16 protein-coding genes are annotated in these 23,709 nt (G+C 62.1%); 10 read left to right on the top strand and 6 right to left on the bottom strand.

Features of this window, described 5'->3' with window-relative positions; translation table 11 throughout:
* Nucleotides 1-14: 14 nt before the first annotated feature.
* Nucleotides 15-698 (top strand): DUF4123 domain-containing protein, encoded by a 684-nt coding sequence (locus tag NL123_RS28225; RefSeq protein ID WP_248485808.1) that lies wholly within the window; start codon nt 15-17, stop codon nt 696-698.
* Here the strand turns inward: NL123_RS28225 and NL123_RS28220 are convergent.
* Entirely contained in the window at nt 684-1,961 is a 1,278-nt protein-coding gene (locus tag NL123_RS28220) for an O-acetylhomoserine aminocarboxypropyltransferase/cysteine synthase family protein (RefSeq protein ID WP_494356785.1), read from the bottom strand. The two genes, NL123_RS28225 and NL123_RS28220, sit on opposite strands and share 15 nt — an antisense overlap.
* Nucleotides 1,962-2,135: 174 nt before the next feature.
* Between NL123_RS28220 and NL123_RS28215 the strand changes: the two genes are divergently transcribed.
* Entirely contained in the window at nt 2,136-2,972 is an 837-nt protein-coding gene (locus NL123_RS28215; RefSeq protein WP_494356784.1) for a 23S rRNA (adenine(2030)-N(6))-methyltransferase RlmJ, read from the top strand.
* A gap of 135 nt (nt 2,973-3,107) precedes the next feature.
* Here NL123_RS28215 and msrA read toward each other — a convergent pair whose 3' ends face one another.
* From msrA to aceE, 4 genes are all read right to left on the bottom strand, one after another.
* Nucleotides 3,108-3,755 carry a peptide-methionine (S)-S-oxide reductase MsrA gene (gene msrA, locus NL123_RS28210; protein ID WP_248485811.1) on the bottom strand — a complete coding sequence of 216 codons (648 nt, stop codon included), beginning with the start codon at nt 3,753-3,755 and terminating at the stop codon, nt 3,108-3,110.
* A gap of 73 nt (nt 3,756-3,828) precedes the next feature.
* Nucleotides 3,829-6,522, bottom strand: coding sequence for a putative bifunctional diguanylate cyclase/phosphodiesterase (locus tag NL123_RS28205; RefSeq protein ID WP_248485812.1), 2,694 nt, complete (start codon nt 6,520-6,522; stop codon nt 3,829-3,831).
* Nucleotides 6,523-6,837: 315 nt separating this feature from the next.
* Nucleotides 6,838-8,478: a dihydrolipoyllysine-residue acetyltransferase gene (gene aceF / locus NL123_RS28200; RefSeq protein WP_494356783.1), complete on the bottom strand. Its 1,641-nt coding sequence runs from the start codon at nt 8,476-8,478 to the stop codon at nt 6,838-6,840.
* 11 nt (nt 8,479-8,489) lie between these two features.
* Nucleotides 8,490-11,135 (bottom strand): pyruvate dehydrogenase (acetyl-transferring), homodimeric type, encoded by a 2,646-nt coding sequence (gene aceE / locus NL123_RS28195; protein WP_071497153.1) that lies wholly within the window; start codon nt 11,133-11,135, stop codon nt 8,490-8,492.
* 383 nt (nt 11,136-11,518) lie between these two features.
* On the opposite strand from aceE, the gene glnE reads away from it, so the two are divergent.
* Genes glnE through NL123_RS28155 form a run of 8 tightly spaced genes read left to right on the top strand, consistent with a single transcriptional unit; the run spans nt 11,519 to nt 21,459 of the window.
* Complete coding sequence (gene glnE / locus NL123_RS28190; RefSeq protein WP_494356782.1) at nt 11,519-14,458, top strand: bifunctional [glutamate--ammonia ligase]-adenylyl-L-tyrosine phosphorylase/[glutamate--ammonia-ligase] adenylyltransferase; 2,940 nt, start codon at nt 11,519-11,521, stop codon at nt 14,456-14,458.
* Nucleotides 14,459-14,512: 54 nt separating this feature from the next.
* The gene (gene waaF / locus NL123_RS28185) at nt 14,513-15,547 is read left to right on the top strand and encodes a lipopolysaccharide heptosyltransferase II (RefSeq protein WP_248485816.1); all 1,035 of its coding nucleotides are present in this window, start codon (nt 14,513-14,515) and stop codon (nt 15,545-15,547) included.
* A gap of 1 nt (nt 15,548) precedes the next feature.
* Entirely contained in the window at nt 15,549-16,610 is a 1,062-nt protein-coding gene (waaC, locus tag NL123_RS28180; RefSeq protein ID WP_494356781.1) for a lipopolysaccharide heptosyltransferase I, read from the top strand.
* Entirely contained in the window at nt 16,610-17,734 is a 1,125-nt protein-coding gene (locus NL123_RS28175; RefSeq protein WP_058423508.1) for a glycosyltransferase family 4 protein, read from the top strand. The genes waaC and NL123_RS28175 overlap by 1 nt, the downstream gene beginning before the upstream one ends.
* The gene (rfaP, locus tag NL123_RS28170; protein WP_494356780.1) at nt 17,731-18,537 is read left to right on the top strand and encodes a lipopolysaccharide core heptose(I) kinase RfaP; all 807 of its coding nucleotides are present in this window, start codon (nt 17,731-17,733) and stop codon (nt 18,535-18,537) included. Before NL123_RS28175 ends, rfaP begins: the two co-directional genes overlap by 4 nt.
* Nucleotides 18,537-19,271 carry a lipopolysaccharide kinase InaA family protein gene (locus tag NL123_RS28165; protein ID WP_494356779.1) on the top strand — a complete coding sequence of 245 codons (735 nt, stop codon included), beginning with the start codon at nt 18,537-18,539 and terminating at the stop codon, nt 19,269-19,271. The genes rfaP and NL123_RS28165 overlap by 1 nt, the downstream gene beginning before the upstream one ends.
* Complete coding sequence (locus NL123_RS28160; protein ID WP_494356778.1) at nt 19,268-20,020, top strand: lipopolysaccharide kinase InaA family protein; 753 nt, start codon at nt 19,268-19,270, stop codon at nt 20,018-20,020. The genes NL123_RS28165 and NL123_RS28160 overlap by 4 nt, the downstream gene beginning before the upstream one ends.
* Nucleotides 20,020-21,459 carry a lipopolysaccharide kinase InaA family protein gene (locus NL123_RS28155; RefSeq protein ID WP_494356777.1) on the top strand — a complete coding sequence of 480 codons (1,440 nt, stop codon included), beginning with the start codon at nt 20,020-20,022 and terminating at the stop codon, nt 21,457-21,459. Before NL123_RS28160 ends, NL123_RS28155 begins: the two co-directional genes overlap by 1 nt.
* A gap of 132 nt (nt 21,460-21,591) precedes the next feature.
* Here NL123_RS28155 and NL123_RS28150 read toward each other — a convergent pair whose 3' ends face one another.
* Nucleotides 21,592-23,679 carry a TonB-dependent receptor family protein gene (locus tag NL123_RS28150; protein WP_494356776.1) on the bottom strand — a complete coding sequence of 696 codons (2,088 nt, stop codon included), beginning with the start codon at nt 23,677-23,679 and terminating at the stop codon, nt 21,592-21,594.
* Nucleotides 23,680-23,709 lie beyond the last annotated feature (30 nt).

The raw sequence follows: 23,709 nt of genomic DNA, 5'->3' as shown, positions 1-23,709 counted from the left end.
AGGACTCTAAGTCGATGCTTCAACCCTTGCTTGCTGGTGAAAAGATCTTCGCAGTACTCGGCGCTGCCAGCGACGCCGAGCCCTTGAATGCGTGGCGAACGCTGGCCAGCGGAGCGCCTTTGCATCCCGTTTGGGCCGGTACGGCCTATGCGACCTGGGAGGAGGTGATGCCCTATGTGGGCGTCGTCGATCCAGGGAGCGCGTTCCTGGAATGGGCCGCCGCCACTGACGCTACGGATTGGGGTTGGCTGGCCGTATCGTCCAGCTCGTTGGACGTGGTGGTCGCACACTTGCAAAGCCTGACCAAGGTGTACCTGGCCGATGGGCAGGAGGTGTTCTTGCGCTTTTGGGATGGGGCGCAGTTTCTGCCGATCCTTCAACAGCAGGGTGAAGAAATATTGCCGGTATTCCAGCGCTACCTGATCAATGGCCAACCACTGTCGGGGGCATCTGGCCCAGTCACTGCCGCCAAAGCCAGCCCATGGTGGCGGGTGCCGGCACCTTTGCTGGAGCACTTGGCGGAGCAATCGCCGCAAACCCTGATCGGTAACCTGTTGCAATGGCTCGAAGAGCAGCGCCCCGACCTCTACACAGCTTTTGCGCCGACGACCTTGGAGCACAAGGTCGCCTACTTTGCGCGTCGGTCGGATATCAGCCATGAAGCGCTGGCTGACTACCTGGCCTCAGAGCTGAGTTGAGCCCAGCGCCTGCTGCAGATCTTCGAGCAGGTCTTCAATGGCCTCGATGCCCACCGACAGGCGAATCATCTCCGGCTTCACACCGGCCTTGGCTTGTTCCAGTTCGTTCATCTGCCGATGGGTGGTGGAGGCGGGGTGGCAGGCCAGGGATTTGGCATCGCCGATGTTCACCAGGCGCTTGAAGATGTGCAGTGCGTCATAGAAGCGCACGCCGGCCTCATAGCCGCCTTTCAAGCCAAAGGACAGGATCGCTGAGGGTTTGCCTTGCAGGTACTTCTGCGCCAATTCGTGGTGCGGGTGGCCCGGCAGGCCTGCGTAACTGACCCACTCTACCTCGGCATGGCCTTGCAGGAACTGCGCGACTTTCAAGGCGTTTTCAGTGTGGCGTTCCATGCGCAGGGCCAGGGTTTCCAGGCCTTGCAGCAGCAGGAAGGCGTTCATCGGGGCCAATGCCGCGCCAGTGTTGCGCAGTGGCACGGTGCGGGCGCGGGCGATGAAGGCGGCGGGGCCGAATTTTTCGGTGTAGACCACGCCGTGATAGGCGGGCTCGGGGTTGTTGAGCCCGGGGAATTTCTGCGGGTAGTCGGTCCAGGGGAAGTTGCCGCTGTCGACGATCACGCCGCCCAGGGAGTTGCCGTGGCCGCCGATGTACTTGGTCACCGAGTGCACCACGATATCGGCGCCGAACATGATGGGTTTGCACAGGATTGGCGTGGCCACGGTGTTGTCCACCACCAGCGGTACGCCGCGCGCGTGGGCGACCTTGGCCAGGGCCTGCAGGTCTACGATGTTGCCCGCCGGGTTGCCGATGCTTTCGCAGTACACCAGCTTGGTGTCGTCGTCGATCAGCTCGGCGATGGCTTCGGCGGAGTCATCCCGGGCAAAGCGTACATCGACGCCGAAACTGGGCAGCAAGTGTGCAAACAAGGTGTAGGTGCCGCCGTAAAGCTGCGGGGTGGTGACGATATTGTCTCCGGCGCGGGTGAGCGTCTGGATCGCATAGTGGATCGCCGCGCTGCCGGCGGACACCGCCAGGCCTGCGATACCGCCTTCGAGCGCGGCGATGCGCTGCTCCAGCACGTCATTGGTGGGGTTCATGATCCGCGTGTAGATATTGCCGGGCACGTCCAGGTTGAACAGGTCGGCACCGTGCTGGGCGTTGTCGAATTCGAAGGCGACATTCTGGTAGATCGGCACGGCCACGGCTTTGGTAGTCGGGTCTGAGGTGAAGCCGTGGTGCAGTGCGATAGTGGCGTCTTTCATGATGGTGATGGACCTCCCTGGAGTGTGGATCGCCACAATAAGTCCGAGTCATGGCTGATATTTAGACTTTTTCCAGGTGGATACCTGTCTTTTCGATATAAGCACCGCCCGGCACGTTGCTCTGCACCAACGCTCGCGTAAAAGGTAAACTTCGCCCCCTGCGCAGGAGCAACCATGAATTATCGTCACGCCTTTCACGCCGGCAACCATGCCGATGTCTTCAAACACCTGACCTTGATCCGCCTCATCGCCCTGATGTCGCGCAAGGAGCAGCCGTTCGCCTACCTCGACACCCATGCCGGGATCGGTCTGTACGACCTGCAGGGCGACCAGGCCAACCGCACCGGTGAGTACCTGGAAGGCATCGCTCGCCTGTGGGGCGAAAGCGACCTGCCACCGTTGACCGCCGATTACATGCGCGTGCTGCATGAGATGAACCCGGATGGCGAGTTGCGTTACTACCCCGGTTCGCCGGAACTGGCGCGGCGCCTGACGCGCCCTCAGGACCGCGTGCTGCTCAATGAGAAGCACCCGGAAGACGGTGTGTTGCTCAAGGACAACATGAAGGGTGACCGCCGCGTCAAAGTGCACCTGGGCGATGGCTGGCACGTACCGCGCGCGCTGTTGCCGGTGCCGGAAAAACGCGCGCTGATGCTGATCGACCCGCCGTTCGAAAAGCTCGACGAGATGCAACGCTGCGCCGCCTCCCTCAAGGAAGCCGTGGGCCGCATGCGCCAGACCGTCGCGGCGATCTGGTACCCGGTGAAGGACCAGCGCCTGTTGCGCCGCTTCTACCAGGACCTGGCTGGCACCGGTGCGCCGAAGTTGCTGCGGGTGGAGTTGCTGGTGCATCCGCTTGACACCCCCAACACCCTGACCGGCTCGGGCCTGGCCATCGCCAACCCGCCATGGGGGCTGGAAGAGGAACTGCGTGAGCTGCTGCCGTGGCTGTCCAAGAAGCTTGGGCAGACCCAGGGTGGGTGGCAGATGGATTGGCTGATCGCTGAATAACCGGATCTACAGGCATATATAAAAACAATGTGGGAGGGGGCTTGCCCCCGATAGCGATCTGTCAGTTACAGATGTACTGACTGACACACTGCCATCGGGGGCAAGCCCCCTCCCACATTTTGACCCGTGTCGGCTTCAGATCGGGCAGGTCACGCCGGTGCCGCCGATCCCGCAATAGCCCTGCGGATTCTTCGCCAGGTACTGCTGGTGATACGCCTCGGCGAAGTACACCGTCGGTGCTTCTGCGATTTCCGTGGTGATCGCACCCAACCCCGCCTTGGTCAGTTCTCCCTGATACGCCTCGGCACTGGCCTGCGCCGCCGCCAGTTGTTCCGGGGTGGTCGCATAGATCACCGAACGGTACTGGCTGCCGATGTCATTGCCCTGGCGCATGCCCTGGGTCGGGTTGTGCAGTTCCCAGAACATTTTCAACAAATCTTCGTATTTCACTTTGGCCTGGTCATACACCACCAGCACCACTTCGCTGTGGCCGGTCAGGCCCGAGCAGACTTCTTCATAGGTCGGGTTGGGCGTGTAGCCGCCGGCGTAGCCGACCACGGTGCTGACCACGCCATCGCGCTGCCAGAACCGGCGTTCGGCACCCCAGAAGCAACCCAGGCCGAAGATTGCAAAGCCGACATCATCGAGGAACGGGCCCAGCAGCGGGTTGCCATTGACGAAGTGCGTCTCCGGCAATGCCATCGGGGTTTCACGGCCAGGCAGAGCTTGTTCTTGAGTAGGCAGCACGTTTTTGTTCACCAGAATTTCCGAGCGCAAGACCATGATCAGTCCTCTCGTCAGGTTGAGTTAGCAATAAAGATTGAGACCGCCAGTGTGCCCGAGTGTTACAGCGCTGTCAGGCGATTGGCCCGCGCGGGTAGCGTTTGAGCATCGCCAGCAGCTCGGCGCCGGGGATCGGCCGGTCGAACAGGTAGCCTTGGCCCACATCGCAACGGTGCCGGCGCAGGAACGCCAGTTGCTCGGCGGTCTCGATGCCCTCGGCCACCACCTTGAGCTTGAGGTTGTGGGCCATGGCGATCACTGCGGAGGTGATTTCCATGTCGTCCTGGTTGTCCGGGATTTCGTGGATGAAGCTGCGGTCGATCTTGATGATATCGATGGGGAATTTTTTCAGGTAACTCAACGACGAGTAGCCGGTGCCGAAGTCGTCCATGGCCAGGGTCAGGCCGAAGCTCTTCAATTGATCTAGCTGCAGGCGCGTGTCTTCGGTGGCTTCCAGCAGCAGGCCTTCGGTCAGCTCCAGCTCCAGCAGGTTGGCCGGCAGTTGTTCTTCCTTGAGGATCGTGGCAATCGAGGCCACCAGGTCCGGGTCGGAAAACTGCTTGGGCGACAGGTTGATCGCCACCTGCAAGTTACCCATGCCAGCGGCGGTCAACTGTCGGCTCATGCGGCAGGCCTGGCGTGCGATCCATTTGCCGATGGGGATGATCAGGCCGGTTTCTTCAGCCACGCTGATGAATTGGTCGGGGCGGATCATGCCCTTTTCCGGATGGTTCCAGCGCAATAGCGCTTCCATGCCGAGCAGACGGCCACTGCGCAGGCACAGCTTGGGCTGGTAGAACACGTCCAGTTCGTTCTGGGTGAGGGCGCGGCGCAGGTTGTTCTCCACGAACAGCTTGTAGCTGGCCTCGGCATTCAGTGCTTCGGTAAAGATCTGCACCTGGTGTTTGCCATTGGCCTTGGCCTTGTGCAGGGCCAGGCCGGCGTTGCGCATCAGGGTCTGCGGGTCGCGGCCATGCAGTGGCGCGCAGGCCAGACCGACGGAGCCGGTGACACTGATCAATTGGTTGTCGACGAACATCGGCTTGTCGAGGGTCGCCAGCAATTGGCTGGCCACCAGTTGGCCGCTTTCCAGGTCGGTGTCGTCGAGCAACACCGCAAACTCGTTACTGGCAAAGCGCGCCAGGCTGCCGCCGGTGCTCAGGCTGTTGCGTAGGCGGCGAGCCAGGCTGATCAGCAGCTTGTCGCCGGTCTGGTGGCCGAGGCTGTCGTTGATGCGCTTGAAGTTGTCGATGTCCACCAGCAGCAGGCTGATCGGGCTGTCGCTGTCACGGGCAAAGCGTTCATCGAGGTTGCGGATGAACGCCGGACGGTTGCCCAGGTTGGTCAGGTTGTCGGTGTAGGCCAGGCGCTCGATGCGCTGCTGGGCCAGCTTGGTCTGGGTGATGTCTTCGTAGATGCCGATGTAGTGCGTCAACTCGCGGTTGTCGCCGTACACCTTGGAAATCGACAACTGGCCCCAATAGGGCTCCAGGTTCTTGCGCCGGCTTTTGAATTCACCCTGCCAGCTGTTGCTCTTGGCCAGGCTCGAGGGTGCGTCGAAGAGCAATTCGCTGAGGTTCTCCAGCGCTGGCAATTGGGCCAGGCGGTGGCCGTGGACCTCTTCGGCGCTGTACTGGGTGATCGCGGTAAAGCTTGGGTTGACGTACTCCACCACGCCGTCGCAGTTGACCAGCAGAAAGGCATTGGCGCTTTGTTCCACGGCACGCTGGAACAGGTGCAGGGCGCTGGTGGCGGTGCGGCGGTTGTGGTTGTTGATCACCTGGGCGAACTGGTCGGCGAGTTCGCCGGCAAAGGCAATTTCATCGGCTTGCCAGGCGCGGGTGCTGCCGCTTTGCTCCAGGCACAGCACGCCCACCACATGACCATCGACACGGATGCTGGCGTCGAGCATGGCGTGGATGTCTTTGTCGCGCAGGCTGTCGGCCATTTCCCGGGTGCGTGGGTCGCGCAGTGCGTTGGTGGCGTCAATGGCCCGGCTGGAGTGCAAGGCTTCCAGGTAGTCCGGGAAACAGCTGGCGTCGATGGGCTCGGGCAAGTGGTGCTGCCCGTCCGCGCGGTGATAGGCGGAGATCGGCACCAGGCGCTGGCCTTCAAGGTTCCAGATGCTGGCGCAGTCGATTTGGTAGATATCGCAGGCGCTGCGGGTGATCAGCTCGGCGGCTTCCTGCAATGAATTGTGGGTGGTGTAGCGCTGGCGGGCCAGCAGCAGGATCAGTTCCTGCTGGGCGCGCACCCGCTCCAGATGCTGCAACTGTTCCTGCTGGGCGCGCTGGTTGAGTTCCAGGGCGATCTGCAGGCGGCTGTTCTGGTTTTCCAGGTCTGCCGTGGGTGCGGCAGTGGGGATCTCACTGAACAGGCCGTCAACCACCATCAGGTAGCCGCGCAGCAAGTGGCGATTGTGTTGTTTATAGGCCTCACCCATTTCCAGCAGACTCAGCGGGCCGTCGCTGGTGTGCAGGGTATAGCGCACCAGGTAATGCGGGCTCTGGGTCAGTTGCTGCTGGATGGTGTCGTGCAGTTGATAGCGCGCCTGGGGCTCCATCAGGCTGGCGTATGGGGTGCCGATCAGCGCGCACAGCTCGACAGCCGGCAGGCCGAATTGGCGCTCGCAGTTAGGGTCGAGGTAAAGGAGGGCCCAGCTTGCCTCATTCAGCCGCTCGAAACGCAGCATACCGAGGCGCGAAGGCACCGGTAACTGCGTCACTACCTCGGCCGCCATACGGGCGACATCGGGCTGGCTTTTCATGGGGGAAACTCACTTGAAATTACGCGCACGGCGCCGGGCTCGCGCCCTCTTTTCTGTTGCCTGCGGCAAGGTTGCATCATGCGGCGCGGGCTGACAAGAGAGGATGAAGGCTAAGTGCTATAAGGGGGTTATCGGCTGTAGAAGGGATTTCTGCAATCGAGGTGATGGAAGGTGTACAAACCTGTTTTGCGCGTCCAGCTTCTTGCTTGAAAACCGGCAAAAAAAGCCCCGCCAAGTGGCGGGGTTGAGGTACGAGCGTGGCGCTCGAAAATCGATGCAGCCAGGCCTCCTCGGTGAAGAGGAGGCCGTGGCGGCTTACAGCAGGATAGTGCGGATATCGTTCAGCACTTGGCCCAGGCGCTGGGTGAAGCGCGCAGCGGCGGCGCCGTTGATCACACGGTGATCGTAGGACAGCGACAGCGGCAGCATCAGCTTCGGCTGGAACGCTTTACCGTCCCAAACCGGCTGGATAGTCGCCTTGGACACACCCAGGATCGCCACTTCCGGCGCGTTGACGATTGGCGTGAAGCCAGTGCCGCCAATGTGCCCGAGGCTGGAGATGGTGAAGCATGCACCCTGCATGTCGTCCGGGGTGAGCTTCTTGTCGCGGGCCTTGGCAGCCAGTGCGGCGGCTTCGGCAGCGAGCTGCAGCAGGCTCTTCTGGTCGACGTTCTTGATGACCGGTACCAGCAGGCCATCCGGGGTGTCGACCGCAAAGCCGATGTGCACGTACTTCTTGCGAATGATCGCCTTGCCGCTTGGCGCCAGCGAACTGTTGAAGTCCGGCAGCTCCTTGAGCAAGTAGGCACAGGCCTTGAGCAGCAGCGGCAGCACGGTCAGTTTCACGCCGGCTTTCTCGGCCACGGCTTTCTGCGCAACGCGGAAAGCTTCCAGGTCGGTGATGTCGGCCTGGTCGAACTGTGTCACGTGCGGGATGTTCAGCCAGCTGGCGTGAAGGCCGGCCGCGCCGATTTGCATCAGGCGGGTCATCGGCACTTCTTCGACTTCGCCGAAGCGGCTGAAGTCGACGGTGCGGATCGGCGGAATGCCCGAACCACTGGTAGCGCCGCCAGCAGCTGGCGCTTCCTTGGCTTTCTGCATCATGGCCTTGACGTAGACCTGCACGTCTTCCTTCAGCACGCGGCCGTGCGGGCCGGTGGCCGACACAGCATTCAGCTCAACGCCGAACTCACGGGCCAGCTGACGCACGGCAGGGCCGGCGTGAACCTTGGCACCGCTTGGCGCAGGTGCGGCAGCAGCAGGGGCTGGAGCAGCCTCGGCTTTTGCAGCAGGTGCAGGTGCAGCAGCCGGAGCCGCTTCAGCCTTGGCGGCCGGAGCAGCAGCCGGTGCTGGCGTGGCGGCCGGCGCAGCGCCTTGTACTTTCAGCTTGAGGATGAAGTCACCGGTGCCGACTTCGTCTTCCAGCTTGACCGCGATGCTTTCCACCACGCCGGCAGCCGGCGAAGGGATTTCCATGGAGGCCTTGTCGGACTCCAGGGTGATCAGCGACTGGTCGGCTTCGACGGTGTCGCCGACCTTGACCAGCAGCTCGATGATCTTGGCCTTGCCCGACGAGCCGATGTCCGGGACATGAATGTCCTGGACGCTGGCGGCGGCAGGTGCAGCTGCCGGGGCCGGAGCGGCCTCGGCAGCAGGTTTTTCAGCAGCAGGCGCTGGTGCAGCAGCGGCAGCAGGAGCCGCCGCAGGGGCCGCATCAGCGGCACCTTCGATTTCCAGCTCCAGCAGTTCGTCGCCTTCTTTCAGGCGGTCGCCCAGCTTCACTTTCAGGCTCTTGACCACGCCGGCCTTGGGAGCAGGGATTTCCATGCTCGCCTTGTCCGACTCCAGGGTCAGGATGCTCTGGTCGGCTTCGACGGTGTCGCCGACCTTCACAAACAGCTCGATTACTTCACCTTCACCGCTGCCGATGTCAGGTACGCGAATGAGTTCGCTCACAAAAAATCTCCTCAGCAGTCCAGTGGGTTGCGTTTTTCCGGGTTGATCCCGAACTTGACGATAGCGTCAGCCACCACCTTCGGTTCGATCTCACCACGGTCAGCCAAGGCTTCCAGGGCTGCCAACACCACGAAGTGACGGTCAACTTCGAAGAAGTGACGCAGCTTCTTGCGGCTGTCACTGCGGCCGAAACCGTCGGTGCCCAGGACTTTGAATTCCTTGGACGGGACCCACTGGCGAATTTGTTCAGCAAACAGTTTCATGTAGTCGGTCGAAGCGATCACCGGGCCTTTACGGCCGGTCAGGCACTCTTCAACGAAGGTGCGCTGTGGCTTCTGGCCAGGGTGCAGGCGGTTGTGACGCTCTACGGCCAGGCCATCGCGACGCAGTTCGTTGAAGCTGGTCACGCTCCACACATCGGCGCCGACGTTGAACTCGTCACGCAGGATCTTAGCCGCTTCACGCACTTCGCGCAGGATGGTGCCGGAGCCCATCAGCTGGACGTGGTGCGCCGCTTCCTTGGTGTCTTCTTCGAGCAGGTACATGCCCTTGATGATGCCTTCCTCGACACCGGCCGGCATGGCTGGCTGCTGGTAGGACTCGTTCATCACGGTGATGTAGTAGAAAACGTCCTGCTGCTCTTCGGTCATCTTCTTCATGCCGTCCTGGATGATCACCGCCAGCTCGTAGCCGTAGGTTGGATCAAAGGTGCGGCAGTTCGGGATGGTGGCAGCCAGGATATGGCTGTGACCGTCTTCGTGTTGCAGGCCTTCGCCGTTCAGCGTGGTACGGCCGGCGGTGCCGCCGATCAGGAAGCCACGGGTACGGCTGTCGCCTGCTGCCCAAGCCAGGTCGCCGATACGCTGGAAGCCGAACATCGAGTAGAAGATGTAGAACGGCAGCATCGGCTGGTTGTGGCTGGAGTACGAAGTACCGGCAGCGATGAAGGAGCTCATGGCGCCCGCTTCGTTGATGCCTTCTTCGAGGATCTGGCCCTTCTTGTCTTCCTTGTAGAACATCACCTGGTCTTTATCGACTGGCTCGTAGAGCTGGCCGACGGAGGAGTAGATGCCCAACTGACGGAACATGCCTTCCATACCGAAGGTACGGGCTTCGTCCGGGATAATCGGGACGATGCGCGGGCCGATGTCCTTGTCCTTGACCAACTGCGCCAGGATCCGCACGAAAGCCATGGTGGTGGAGATTTCACGGTCGCCCGAACCGTCAAGGATGGCCTTGAGGGTGCTGAGGTCCGGCGTCGGTACGCTGAAGCTCTGCGCACGGCGTTGTGGCACGAAACCACCCAGCGCGGCGCGGCGTTCGGCCAGGTAACGGGCTTCGGCGCTGTTTGGCTCCGGCTTGAAGAACGGCAGGTTTTCCAGCTCTTCGTCCTTGACCGGGATGTCGAAGCGGTCACGGAACAACTTCAGGCTGTCGACATCGACTTTCTTGGTGTTGTGCGCAGTGTTCTTCGCTTCGCCGGCACCGGTGCCATAACCCTTGATGGTCTTGGCCAGGATGACGGTCGGTTGTTCCTTGTGGTTCACCGCTTCGTGGTACGCCGCGTAGACCTTGTACGGGTCGTGGCCGCCACGGTTGAGTTTCCAGATCTCGTCGTCGGACAGGTCGGCAACCATCGCCTTGAGTTCAGGCGTGTTGAAGAAGTGTTCGCGGACGAACGCGCCGTCTTTGGCCTTGTAGTTCTGGTACTCGCCGTCGATGACTTCGTCCATGCGACGCTGCAGGATACCGTCGACGTCCTTGGCCAGCAGTGGGTCCCAGAAACGGCCCCAGATGACTTTGGTCACGTTCCACTGGGCGCCGCGGAATACGCCTTCAAGTTCCTGGATGATCTTGCCGTTGCCGCGAACCGGGCCGTCGAGGCGCTGCAGGTTGCAGTTGATGACGAAGATCAGGTTGTCCAGCTTCTCGCGGCCGGCCAGGGAGATGGCGCCCAGGGATTCCGGCTCGTCGCACTCGCCGTCGCCCAGGAAGCACCAGACCTTCTGCTTGCCTTCAGGGATGAAGCCACGGGCTTCCAGGTACTTCATGAAGCGTGCCTGGTAGATCGCTTGAATTGGACCCAGACCCATGGAAACGGTCGGGAACTGCCAGAAATCAGGCATCAGCCAAGGGTGCGGGTACGACGACAGGCCGTTACCGTCCACTTCCTGGCGGAAGTTGTTCATGTGTTCTTCGGTGATGCGGCCTTCCATGAACGCACGGGCGTAGACGCCTGGCGAGGTGTGGCCCTGGAAGTAGATCAGGTCGCCGCCGTGTTCGTCGGTCGGGGCCTGGAAGAAGTAGTTGAAGCCGATGTCATACAGGGTTGCACTGGAAGCGAAGCTGGAGATGTGACCGCCCAGGTCCGAATCTTTCAAGTTCGTGCGCATTACCATCGCCATGGCGTTCCAACGTACCAGCGAGCGAATGCGGCGTTCCATGAACAGGTCGCCAGGCATGCGTGCTTCGTGGGTAACGGGGATGGTGTTGCGGTATGGCGTCGTGATGGCGTAAGGCAGTTGCGAGCCGCTGCGGGTCGCGAGTTCGCCCATACGGGTCATCAGGTAGTGAGCACGGTCTTCGCCTTCTTTGTCGAGAACCGATTCCAGGGCGTCCAGCCATTCCTGGGTTTCGACGGGATCGAGGTCTTGCATGGCTTGCTCCAGGGCGGAAAGGCTACCAGAATCGGTTGCCTGAAGTTTGCGACTGGCCTTGTGGGCAGACGACATAAATTCTTGGATGGCCGAAGGTTGCTTCGGCGTCCTGTAGTTTTACTACAAATCGTCGGCCATTTCAGCCTTTCGAATGTATATACGAGTAGTAAAACTACACAAGACTGAGCGTATGGCTCGGTCTGGCTGGTGAGCATAATCGTTATTGTTGATCTTTTGCGAACAAGAAAAGGTGAAAGTTTGATGTTGGCTGCCAAAATGAAATTAATTTCAGCTATTTCTAACCTTTGTTCGACAGTCCTTCATAGAGCGTGGTTCTTGCGTTCACAACACGTAGCCAATTACACGCCGATCAAGGATAGACCATGAGCCTTCCAACACTGGCCCAACTCCCGGCCATTCTCTTGCCAAAAGCCCAGCGGGCCGAGCAGTCATTTCGTGACGCAGTGGCCGCGCTGGACGATGATCATGGACTTTCTGCGTGGACGCCGCAACGGTGGGCCGACTTCGCCCGCGTGTGCGCCGCCAGTGATTTCGTCATTGAACAGAGTGTTCGTGACCCTTTGATGTTGCTTGAGCTGGCCGCCTTGGGCGAACTGGACCGAGGTTTCGCACCTGGCGAGCTGTGCGGGCAGATTGCTGGCGCCGTGCGACAAGCCGAAACAGAAGATGAGCTGGGCCGTGTGCTGCGTCGCCAGCGCACACGCCAGCAAGTGCGCATCATCTGGCGCGACCTGACCCGTCAGGCCGACCTGGTGCAAACCTGCCGCGACCTCTCCGACATGGCCGACGCCAGCATCGACCAGGCCTACCAGTGGCTGTACCAACGCCACTGCGTACAGTTCGGCACGCCCACCGGCCGACGCAGCGGCGAGCCGCAGCACATGGTCATCCTCGGCATGGGCAAGCTCGGTGCGGTGGAGTTGAACCTGTCGTCGGACATTGACTTGATCTTCGCTTACCCGGAAGGCGGCGAGACGGTGGGTGTGAAGCGCGCCCTGGATAACCAGGAGTTCTTTATCCGGCTTGGTCAAAAATTGATCAAGGCCCTCGACCCGATGACCGTCGACGGCTTCGTGTTCCGCGTCGACATGCGCCTGCGCCCCTACGGTTCAGCCGGTGCGCTGGTTCTGAGCTTCAACGCGCTGGAGCAGTATTACCAGGATCAGGGCCGCGACTGGGAACGCTACGCCATGATCAAGGCGCGGGTTGTCGCCGGCGACCAGGTGGCCGGTGCGCAATTGCTCGACATGCTGCGGCCGTTCGTCTATCGCCGCTACCTGGACTTCTCCGCCATCGAAGCGCTGCGCACCATGAAGCAGTTGATCCAGCAGGAAGTGCGGCGCAAAGGCATGGCCGACAACATCAAGCTGGGCTCGGGCGGTATCCGCGAAGTGGAGTTCATCGCCCAGGCATTCCAATTGATTCACGGTGGGCGCGACTTGAGCCTGCAACAGCGCCCGTTGCTCAAGGTGCTCGACACTCTGGAAGGCCAGGGCTATCTGCCACCGGCGGTGATTGCCGAGTTGCGCAATGGCTACGAATTCCTGCGTTACACCGAACACGCGATCCAGGCGATTGCCGACCGCCAGACACAAATGCTCCCGGACAGCCCCGAAGACCAGGCGCGCATTGCCTTTATGTTGGGTTTTGCCGACTGGGACGCCTTCCATGAGCGCCTGATGTACTGGCGTGGCCGGGTGGACTGGCACTTCCGCCAAGTGATTGCCGATCCGGACGAAGAAGAGGGCGAAGAAAGCGAGTTGGTCGTGGGCGGTGAGTGGTTGCCGCTGTGGGAAGAGTCCCAAGATGAAGAGGCTGCCTGCCGTCAGTTGGCCGAAGGTGGTTTTTCCGACGCGGCCAAGGCCCTCAAGGCGTTGGCAGGCCTGCGCAACAGCCCGCAACTACGCGCCATGCAGCGTTTGGGGCGCGAGCGTCTGGATGCGTTCATCCCGCGTCTTCTGGCCCAGGCGGTCGAGCATGCCAACCCGGACCTGGTACTGGAACGTGTGCTGCCGCTGGTGGAAGCCGTCGCCCGACGTTCCGCCTACCTGGTGCTGCTCACGGAAAACCCCGATGCCCTGCGCCGCCTGCTGACCCTGTGCGCCGCCAGCCCGTGGATCGCCGAGCAGATCACGCGCTTCCCGCTGTTGCTCGATGAATTGCTCAACGAAGGCCGCCTGTTCAAGCCGCCGTTGGCGCCGGAGCTGGCCGCCGAGTTGCGCGAGCGCCTGACGCGCATCCCGGAAGACGACCTTGAACAACAGATGGAAGCCTTGCGGCACTTCAAGCTGGCCCACCGCCTGCGCGTGGCCGCCTCGGAAATCGCCGGCAGCCTGCCGCTGATGAAGGTCAGCGACTACCTGACCTGGCTCGCCGAAGCCATCCTCGAACAAGTGCTGGCCCTGGCCTGGCGCCAGACCGTGGCGCGACACGGCTCGCCGCAGCGCCTGGACGGCACCCTGTGCGATCCTGGCTTCATCATTGTCGGTTATGGGAAAGTCGGCGGCATCGAACTGGGGCATGGTTCGGACCTGGACCTGGTGTTTATCCACGACGGTGACCCCCAGGCCGAGACCGATGGCGCCAAGCCCATCGACGGTGCGCAGTTCTTCACGCGCCTGGGCCAGCGCATCATTCATTTGCTGACCACCCAGACCAACTCGGGCCAACTGTATGAAGTGGACATGCGCCTGCGACCTTCCGGCGCATCCGGTTTGCTGGTGAGTTCATTGGGCGCGTTTGAGCGCTATCAACAAAATGAAGCCTGGACCTGGGAGCATCAGGCCCTGATCCGGGCGCGGGTGCTGGTGGGCAGCCAGGATGTGGGCCAGGCGTTCGAGCAGGTACGGGCGAACGTATTGGGACAGGAACGGGACCTGGCGAAGCTGCGCCAGGAGGTCAGCGAGATGCGCGCCAAGATGCGTGACAACCTGGGCACCAAGGGCACGGCGGCCGGCACCGGCGCCAATGCCTTCGAAGCCACGGCGCTGTTCGACCTCAAGCAGGACGCCGGAGGTATCGTCGATATTGAATTTATGGTGCAATACGCGGCTCTGGCGTGGTCTGCGCAGCATCCATCGTTGCTGCGCTACACCGACAATATCCGCATTCTGGAAGGCCTGGAGCAGGTGGGCTTGATGCCCGCCGCCGATGCCCATCTGCTGCGCGAGGTGTATAAGGCCTACCGATCCGCCGCGCACCGCCAGGCCTTGCAGAACGAGGCCGGTACGGTGGCCGGGGATCAGTTCGCCGACGAACGGCGCCAGGTGATGCGAATCTGGCAGGCGCTGGAGTTGAGCTGAAACACTATTACGGCGGGGAGGCATAAGCCTCCCCGCATCGTTTGTGGAAACTACATGAATATTCTGATCGTTGGGCCCAGTTGGGTCGGTGACATGGTAATGGCGCAGACACTGTTCCAGTGCCTGCGCGTGCGTTACCCGGACTGCCAGATCGACGTGCTCGCCCCCGAGTGGAGTCGCCCGATCCTTGAGCGCATGCCCGAGGTGCGCAAGGCCTTGAGCTTCCCGCTCGGCCACGGCGCCCTGGAACTGGCGACCCGCCGTCGCATCGGTAAATCCCTGGCGGGTGAGTACGACCAGGCGATCCTGCTGCCCAACTCGCTCAAGTCGGCGCTGGTGCCGTATTTTGCCGGCATCCCCAAGCGCACCGGCTGGCGTGGCGAGTTCCGCTACGTGCTGCTCAACGACGTGCGCACACTCGACAAAGCCCGCTACCCGCTGATGATCGAACGGTTCATGGCCCTGGCCTACGAGCCGGGTGCCGAGTTGCCCAAGCCGTATCCGCGCCCGAGCCTGCAGATCGACCCGGCGAGCCGCGACGCGGCCCTGGCCAAGTTCGGCCTGACCCTGGACCGCCCGGTATTGGCCTTGTGCCCCGGCGCCGAATTCGGCGAATCCAAGCGCTGGCCGTCGGAGCACTACGCGAAGGTGGCCGAGGCGAAGATCCGTGAAGGCTGGCAGGTGTGGCTGTTCGGTTCGAAGAAGGACCATCCGGTGGGTGAAGACATTCGCCAGCGCCTGATTCCCGGCCTGCGCGAAGAGGCAGTGAACCTCAGTGGCGACACGTCCCTGGCCGAGGCCATCGACCTGCTGTCCTGTGCCGATTCGGTGGTGTCCAACGACTCCGGCCTCATGCACGTGGCGGCTGCGCTGAACCGCCCGTTGGTGGCGGTGTACGGCTCCACCTCGCCGGGCTTCACGCCGCCGCTGGCCGATCAGGTCGAAGTGGTGCGCCTGGGCCTGGAGTGCAGCCCGTGTTTTGACCGTACCTGCCGCTTCGGCCACTACAACTGTATGCGCCAATTGCTGCCGCAGCCGGTGAACGAAGCCTTGCAGCGGTTGCAGGGCTCTGCGGTCGAGGTCCGATAGTTTGCGCGTACTGGTAATCAAGACCTCATCCCTGGGCGACGTGATCCACGCCTTGCCGGCATTGACCGACGCGGCGCGGGCGAACCCCGGCATTCAATTCGACTGGGTAGTGGAAGAAGGCTTCGCCGAGATTCCCACCTGGCACCCGGCGGTCGACAAGGTGATCCCGGTGGCGATCCGCCGCTGGCGCAAAAATATCTGGCAAACCATCAAGAGTGGCGAGTGGCGGCGGTTCAAGCAGCAAGTGCAGTCGACCAAATACGATCTGGTGATCGATGCTCAGGGCCTGCTGAAAAGCGCCTGGCTGACCCGCTACGTGCGTGCGCCCATCGCCGGCTTCGACAAAAATTCCGCGCGCGAGCCGATGGCCGCACGTTTCTATTCCCGACGCCTCGCCGTAGCACGTGGGCAGCACGCGGTGGAGCGTCTGCGCCAGTTGTTCGCCGTGGCGCTCGGATATGACCTGCCCAAAGGCCTGGGCGACTACGGCCTGAGCACGGAAAAACTCCTGGGCTTGCCGCCGAAAAAGCCCTTTGTGCTGCTGCTGCACGGCACCACCTGGGACACCAAGCACTGGCCCGAAGCCTACTGGCGCGAGCTGGCCGAGCGCATGGGCCGCCTGGGCGTCGACGTGAAATTGCCCTGGGGTAACGCCGCTGAAAAAGCCCGTGCCGAACGCCTGGCCCAGGGCCTGCAAAACGCCGAGGTGCTGCCCAAGCTGAACCTGGCCGGTGTGGCCCGTGTATTGGCCGGCGCCCGTGCCTGTGTGGCGGTGGACACTGGCCTCGGGCACCTGGCTGCTGCGTTGGACGTGCCGACCATCTCCCTGTTCGGCCCGACCAACCCCGGCCTCACCGGCGCCTACGGCAAGGGCCAGATTCATCTGGCCAGCGACTTCCCCTGCGCGCCGTGCCTGCAAAAGCAATGTACCTATCAACCGACGGCCGACGACCTGCGTCGGTTCGACCTCAAGCGCGAGTCGCCCCTGTGCTTCACGCGCCTGAACCCTGAGCGTGTGGCAAGCCGACTGAGCACGTTGTTACTGGCTGAGGAGCTGCACTGATGCAACTGGCTTTTGTGCTGTACAAATATTTCCCCTTCGGTGGCCTGCAGCGCGACTTCATGCGCATCGCCCTGGAGTGCCAGCAGCGCGGCCATCAGATTCGTGTGTACACGCTGATCTGGGAAGGCGACATCCCGCCCGGCTTCGAAGTGCTGGTGGCGCCGGTCAAGGCGTTCTTCAACCATCGGCGCAACGAAAAACTCAGCGCATGGATGGCCGCCGACCTGGCCAAGCGCCCGGTGGACCGCCTGATCGGCTTCAACAAAATGCCCAACCTGGACGTGTACTACGCCGCCGACGGTTGCTTTGAAGACAAGGCGCAAAACCTGCGGCACTCGCTGTACCGCTACTTTGGCCGCTACAAGCATTTTGCCGAGTACGAGCGCGCGGTGTTCGCCAAGGACGCCAAGACCGAAGTCCTGATGATTTCCGAAGTGCAGCAACCACTGTTCATCAAGCATTACGACACCCCGGTGGAACGCTTCCACCTGCTGCCGCCGGGCATTGCCCAGGACCGTCGCGCGCCGCCGAATGCCGCCGAAATCCGCGAAGGTTTCCGCAAGGAATTCAACCTCGGTGACGACGAGCTGCTGCTGGTGCAGATCGGTTCGGGCTTCAAGACCAAGGGCGTCGACCGCAGCCTCAAGGCCGTGGCCGCGTTGCCGTCTGAACTGAAAAAACGCACGCGCCTGTTTGTAATCGGCCAGGACGACCCCAAGGTATTCCAACTGCAAAGCGCTACCTTGGGCCTGGGCGATAATGTGCAGTTTCTCAAGGGGCGCAGTGATATCCCGCGTTTCCTGCTGGGCGCCGACCTGTTGATCCACCCGGCGTACAACGAAAATACCGGCACCGTCTTGCTCGAAGCCTTGGTGGCCGGGCTGCCGGTACTGGTCTCGGCCGTGTGTGGGTATGCCCACTACATCGCCGAGGCCGACAGTGGCCTGGTACTGGATGAGCCGTTTGAACAAGCACAGCTCAATCAATACCTGACGCACATGCTCACCGACACTGCACAGCGCGCGGCCTGGAGCCGCAATGGCTTGGCCTTCGCTGAGACGGCCGACCTTTACAGCATGCCGCAGCACGCTGCGGATGTGATTCTGGCGGAGCCAAAACGATGAAGTTGATTCTTGCCGAACCGTTCAAGACTTTATGGGCCGGGCTCGATGCCTTTGCCGAAGTCGAGAAACTGCAAGGTGAAGTATTCCGTGAACTGGCGGCGCGTCGCACCCTGCGTACCGAGGTGGATGGCCGTCCGTATTTCGTGAAGATCCACCGTGGCATCGGCTGGGGTGAAATCTTCAAGAACCTGATCACCGCCAAGCTGCCGGTACTCGGGGCGGGCCTTGAGTGGGCGGCGATTCATCGCCTGCAGGAGCTCGGCGTGCCGACCATGACCGGTGTGGCGTTCGGCGAAAAGGGCAGCAACCCGGCGGACCAACACTCGTTCATCATCACCGAAGAGCTGGCGCCGACCCTCAGCCTCGAAGACGTCACGATCAACTGGGTCGCCGAACCGCCTGCACCCGCGTTGCGTCATGCCCTCACGGCCGAGCTGGCGCGCATGGTCGGCGATATGCACCGGGGGGGTGTGAACCACCGCGACTGCTACCTGTGCCATTTCCTGCTGGACACTGCCAAGCCCATCGATGCGAACAACATCAAGCTATCGGTGATCGACCTGCACCGCGCTCAACTGCGTGCCCACCTGCCGCTGCGCTGGCGCGACAAGGACCTCTCCGCGCTGTACTACTCGGCGTTGGATATCGGCCTGACCCGTCGCGACAAACTGCGTTTCCTCAAGGGCTACTTCCGTCAGCCGCTGCGCCAGATCCTCGCCGAGCAATCAGCGTCCCTGAGCTTGATGCAGCGCAAGGCCGACAAGCTGTATGCGCGCAAGCTGCGTTATGGGGATGCGATCTGATGGCGGGTTGGAACCTGGAAGCTGCGTACGCCAGCCTGGCGGATGATTTCGGCAGCCTCGAAGCGGTCTTCGCCCTGCAAGGCGAGCGCCTGACCCGCGATCCGCTGTCGGAAGTGATCCGCGTGGAGCGCGGCGGGGTCAACTATTACGTCAAGCGCTACATCGGTGCCGGCAAAGGGCTGCGGCGCTACCTGGGCAAGCCGCGGGTCAAGTCCGAATGGCAGAACCTCAAGCGTTTTGCCAAATGGGGCATTCCCACCGCCGATGTGGTTGCCTGGGGGCTGGAGCGCAAGGGCCTGGCCTATGATCGTGGGGCGATGATCACCCGCGAACTGCCGAAGACCGAAGACCTCTCGGTATTGGCCGAGCGCAACGATGCGCGCCTGCACGATCCCAAGTGGGTCAACGCGGTGAGCCGTCAGCTCGCCGAATACACGCGCACCATGCACGATCATCGCTTTACCCATAACGACTTGAAGTGGCGCAACCTGTTGATCGATGACCACCAGACCCTGTACCTGATCGACTGCCCCAACGGCGATTTCTGGCGCGGGTTCTGGCTCAAGTACCGCATCACCAAAGACCTGGCCTGCCTGGACAAGGTGGCCAAGTATCACCTGTCCGCCACCCAGCGCCTGCGTTTCTACATGCAATACCGTCAGCGCCAGCACCTGAGTGCAGCTGACAAACAGCGAATTCGCCACGTGGTGAAGTTTTTCGAGGGACGTGAATGAGTGATTTCCTGGCGGCTGAGGACCGGGCGCTGCTGGAGCGCAACGGCTTGGCGACGTTCGACGCCCTGTGGGCCAAACAACTGGATGCAGTGGATGAACCCAACACCAGTCGCGGCGGCTGGAGCAGCGTCTTTCGCCTGGAGCTCGACGGCCACGGTTATTACCTCAAGCGTCAGAGCAACTACCTGACGCGCAGCCTGCACCGTCCCTTTGGCGAGCCGAGTTTCTCCCGCGAGTTCCGTAATATCAGTCGTTACCGCAAGCTCGGCATCCCTGCCTTGCAGGCGGCGTTCTACGGCGAACGCAAGGTGGGCGGCGAGCATCGCGCCATGCTGCTGACCCGTGCCCTGGACGGCTGGAATGACCTGGATTCGCTGCTGGAGCAGTGGCCCCAACTGAGCGATGCCCAGCACCGCGCGATCCTGCGGGCCTGTGGTGAGCTTGCTCGTCGGTTGCACAGCGTCGGCCAGGTGCATGGCTGTTTTTATCCCAAACATATTTTCATGCAGGCTACCGGCGACGGTTATGCCGCGCAGTTGATCGACCTGGAGAAAACCCGCCCGCTGCTGTTCGGCTGGCGTGATCGGGTCAAGGACCTGGAGCCGTTGCTGCGACGTGCACCGCAGTGGTCGGATGAACAGGTACGCCAACTGTTGGCCGCCTATCTGGATCAATCGAAGGACAGCGCGCTGGTCGCCACCTGGCTGCAGAAACTGACCGCGCGCCGTAGTCACAAGGAAAACCGTTGATGCGTCTGTCCGAGCTGAAAACCGCCGGCCGTACCCCCGAGCTGCCCCTGACCCTTGAGCTGGCCGATGCGGCGGGCCCAGGCCAGTTGCAACTGCTGAGCCTGTTGCGTGTGCTGCCGGGCGAGCGTTATGTGGGGGCGGCGGTTTGGCGTGGTCGTCCGGTACTGGCCAAATTGTTGGTGGGCGGCAAGGCGGCGCGGCACTTTCAGCGTGAACTCGGCGGCGTGCGCTTGCTCGCCGAGCAAGGCCTGACCACGCCGTTGCTGCTGGCCGATGGCTTGCAGGAAGGCGAGGGCGGCTGGTTGCTGTTCGAGTTCATCGAGGGCGCCGAAAGCCTGGCCGATGCCTGGCAGGCCATCGAAGACCTGCCGCCGCTGGCTGACGAGCAAACCGCCGTGCTGGCCGAAGCGCTGGGTGCGATCGCCCAGATGCACACCAAGGGCCTATGGCAGGAAGACCTGCACCTGGACAACCTGCTGCGCCAGGACGGCAAGCTGTACCTGATCGATGGCGCCGGGATCCGCGTCGAAGAGGCGGGCAAACCGCTGTCACGCAACCGTGTGCTGGAAAACCTCGGCGTGTTTTTCGCCCAGTTGCCGAAGAATCTCGAGCCGTTTACCGAAGAACTGCTGGTGTACTACCTGCTGAGTAACGGCGAGCATGCCCTGCCGCTGGAGGCCCTGGAGAAACAGGTGCGCAAGGTCAGCGCCTGGCGCCTCAAGGACTTCCTGAACAAAGTCGGCCGCGAATGCACGTTGTTCAGCGTGGTGCGCGGCGCCTTTGCCTTGCGTGCGATCCGCCGGGAAGAAGAACCGGCCATGCTGCCGGTGCTGGAACAGGCTGATGCGCTGCTGGACCAGGGCCATTTGTACAAGACCGGCGGCGCCGCCAGCGTGGCCAAGGTCGAGGTGGCCGGTCGGCCGCTGGTGATCAAGCGCTACAACATCAAGGGCTTCGCCCACTGGCTCAAACGCTTCTGGCGTCCGAGCCGAGCCTGGCACTCCTGGCGCGAAGGCAATCGCCTGGCGTTCCTCGGCATCGCCACGCCCAAGCCGCTGGCGGTGCTGGAAAAACGCTTCTTCTGGTTGCGCAGTCGCGCTTACCTGGTCACCGAATACCTGCCCGGCCCGGACATCATCGAGCGCTTCGCACCTTACGTTGAAAATGGTGACGCGCCGGAAAACGAACTGCAGGCGCTGGATCACCTGTTCGCCGAGCTGATCCGTGAACGTATCAGCCATGGCGATTTCAAGGGCCACAACCTGTTTTGGGACAACGACCGCTGGTCGCTGATCGACCTGGACGCCATGTGTCAGCACGGCTCCGACGCGAGCTTCGCCCCGGCCTATGCCAAGGACAGGGCGCGGTTTATGCGCAATTGGTCATCGGAGAGTGCGTTGTACAAACTCATCGATCAGCGCTTGCCCAAGCAGGTCTGATCCGGCAGGTCGTATGCAGTTCAAACTGTGGGAGCGGGCTTGCTCGCGAATGCTGTTGAGCAGTCACACATGTACCGGCTGACACACCGCATTCGCGAGCAAGCCCGCTCTCACATTTGATTTGGGGTGATTTCAGAATGTGTATTCTGCGCCGGCACCGGCATACCACGAACGCCCTGGCGCGGCTTCGTAATAGCGGTTGTTGCCGTCGCCGACGATCACCGAGCCGACGTATTGGCGGTCGAGCAGGTTATCCAGGCGCAGGGTCTGGTGGAAGGTCCAGTGTTCGACTTTCTGCTCAAAGCGGGCGCGCCAGTTGAATACGCTGTAGGCCGGGGCGGCGTGTTGGCTGTTGGTGTCTTCGACGTAGACCTGGCTGCGGTACATGCCTTCGAGGGCGGTGCTGACCCAGTCGCGGGGCTTCCAGTTGAGCTCTGCGAACAGGGTGGTGTGCGGTACGCCGGGCAGGTAGTTGCCCTTGTCGACGGCGGTGTTGCCGCCGCTGACGAAGTCACTGTCGTAGGTAGCTTGCAGGCGGGTGTAGGCGAGGTTGGCGGTCCACTGTTCGCTGAGTTGGCTTTCGATGCCCAGTTCGAAGCCGCGGCGCAGGGTGCGGCCGGCGTTTTGGTAACTGGTGCGGCCGCCCAGGGATTGATAAACCACCAGTTCATCCTCGGTGGTTATCTGGAATATGGCAGCGTTGATTCGTGTGTTGTTGAGCTGAGCTTTCAGTCCCACCTCGTACTGGGTGCTTTCCGATGGCTTCAGGCCAAAGTTGAAACCCTCGACGCTGCCCGGTGCATAGGCCAATTCGGCCTGGGTCGGTGTTTCGAAGCCTTTGCCGGCGCTGACATAACCATGCAGTTCAGGCGTGAACGCGTACATCACGCTCATTGACGGCGTATTTTTCTGATAGGTTTTGTTGCCGCTGGAATCGCCATTGCTGAGGAACTGGTCGTCAACGTCCAACTGCATAGTGCTGTGTCGGACGCCGGCTTGCAGGGTCCAGCGGTCGAGGGCCCAGTTGGCCTGGATATAGGGATCGAGGCTGCGGGCGGTGTCGATTTCATCGCGGCGCAGTTGGCCTTTCACGCCGAGGGTGTTGCCGCTGTAGTTCTGGTAGCCGTGGCGACTGTCTTCGCTTTGATCGAAATCCAGGCCGGAGATGATCATTAGCTCGCCCGGTGCGCTTTCAATAGGCTGCATCCAACGCACGCTGCCGCCATAGAACTTGCGGTCGAATTGCACCACGCCGCCGCCACGCTCGTTGGCGGGTGTGCCTCTTGGAATCGACAAATACTGAATCACACTCCGCCGCCCCGTATACCCATTCACCTGCAGCGTCGCATCGCCAAAATACCGCTCGTAATTCATGCCCAATTGCTGATGATCAATGCTTTTGCGCGTGTTGTACGTCAGCGCGTTGGCGCTCACCGAGCGTGGGTCGGCCTTGTACGCCGCCCACGTCTGCCCCAGCGGGTCCTGGGTGCCGTTCTGTTCCAGGCTGCTGTAGATCAGCGCCAGTTTGCTGTCGTCATCCGGTTGGACGTTGAGCTTGGCGAAGGTCTGGTCGCGGCGTGCGCTGCTGTGGTCGCGGTAGCCGTTGGTGTCCATGCGCGAAGCGTCGAGCACAAAACCTGCGTCATTCGCTGCGCCTTCGGCGCTCAGGTGGTTTTTGTTCAGGCCGTCGCTGCCCACCAGGGTTTCGGCGCCGATACGCGGCGGGCCTTCGCCGTCTCGGGAGAACATCTGGATCACGCCGCCGGCATTGCTGCCATACAGGGTCGCGGCAGGGCCGCGCAGCACTTCGATGCGTTCGGCAGTGTCGAGGTTGAACGTGGCCGCCTGGCCCTGGCCGTCCGGGGTGCTGGCGGGAATGCCGTCGGCAATCAGCTTGATGCCGCGCACACCGAACGCCGAGCGGGCGCCAAAGCCACGGGAGGAAATCTGCAGGTCCTGTGCATAGTTCTGGCGGTTCTGTACCACCAGGCCGGGCACGCGGGACAGGGCTTCAGAGGCGTTGATGCCCAATTGGCCGTCGTTGATCTGTTCACGGCTGATGCCGTCCACCGAGTACGGCAGGTCGAAGGTCGGGCTGGCGTTGCGTGAGCCGGTGACCACGCTGGGGTCGAGGACCAGCGGGGCGTCTTCAGCCCGAGCGGCATCGCTCAGGGCGAACAGGCCAGGCAGCAGCAAGGTGAAGCGGGCGAGGTTTTTCATCGGTCAGCGGGAATCCATGGCGCGCATAGG

Source organism: Pseudomonas sp. FBCC-B1565, from assembly GCF_059133265.1.
This window is presented reverse-complemented; position numbering and strand designations above follow the sequence as displayed.

Bases quoted from the DNA above. Each gene is read 5' to 3' on its own strand.
- NL123_RS28225 (WP_248485808.1), top strand. From the start codon at position 15: ATGCTTCAACCCTTGCTTGCTGGTGAAAAGATCTTCGCAGTACTCGGC.
- NL123_RS28220 (WP_494356785.1), bottom strand. From the start codon at position 1,961: ATGAAAGACGCCACTATCGCACTGCACCACGGCTTCACCTCAGACCCG.
- NL123_RS28215 (WP_494356784.1), top strand. From the start codon at position 2,136: ATGAATTATCGTCACGCCTTTCACGCCGGCAACCATGCCGATGTCTTC.
- msrA (WP_248485811.1), bottom strand. From the start codon at position 3,755: ATGGTCTTGCGCTCGGAAATTCTGGTGAACAAAAACGTGCTGCCTACT.
- NL123_RS28205 (WP_248485812.1), bottom strand. From the start codon at position 6,522: ATGAAAAGCCAGCCCGATGTCGCCCGTATGGCGGCCGAGGTAGTGACG.
- aceE (WP_071497153.1), bottom strand. From the start codon at position 11,135: ATGCAAGACCTCGATCCCGTCGAAACCCAGGAATGGCTGGACGCCCTG.
- glnE (WP_494356782.1), top strand. From the start codon at position 11,519: ATGAGCCTTCCAACACTGGCCCAACTCCCGGCCATTCTCTTGCCAAAA.
- waaF (WP_248485816.1), top strand. From the start codon at position 14,513: ATGAATATTCTGATCGTTGGGCCCAGTTGGGTCGGTGACATGGTAATG.
- NL123_RS28175 (WP_058423508.1), top strand. From the start codon at position 16,610: ATGCAACTGGCTTTTGTGCTGTACAAATATTTCCCCTTCGGTGGCCTG.
- rfaP (WP_494356780.1), top strand. From the start codon at position 17,731: ATGAAGTTGATTCTTGCCGAACCGTTCAAGACTTTATGGGCCGGGCTC.
- NL123_RS28165 (WP_494356779.1), top strand. From the start codon at position 18,537: ATGGCGGGTTGGAACCTGGAAGCTGCGTACGCCAGCCTGGCGGATGAT.
- NL123_RS28160 (WP_494356778.1), top strand. From the start codon at position 19,268: ATGAGTGATTTCCTGGCGGCTGAGGACCGGGCGCTGCTGGAGCGCAAC.
- NL123_RS28155 (WP_494356777.1), top strand. From the start codon at position 20,020: ATGCGTCTGTCCGAGCTGAAAACCGCCGGCCGTACCCCCGAGCTGCCC.
- NL123_RS28150 (WP_494356776.1), bottom strand. From the start codon at position 23,679: ATGAAAAACCTCGCCCGCTTCACCTTGCTGCTGCCTGGCCTGTTCGCC.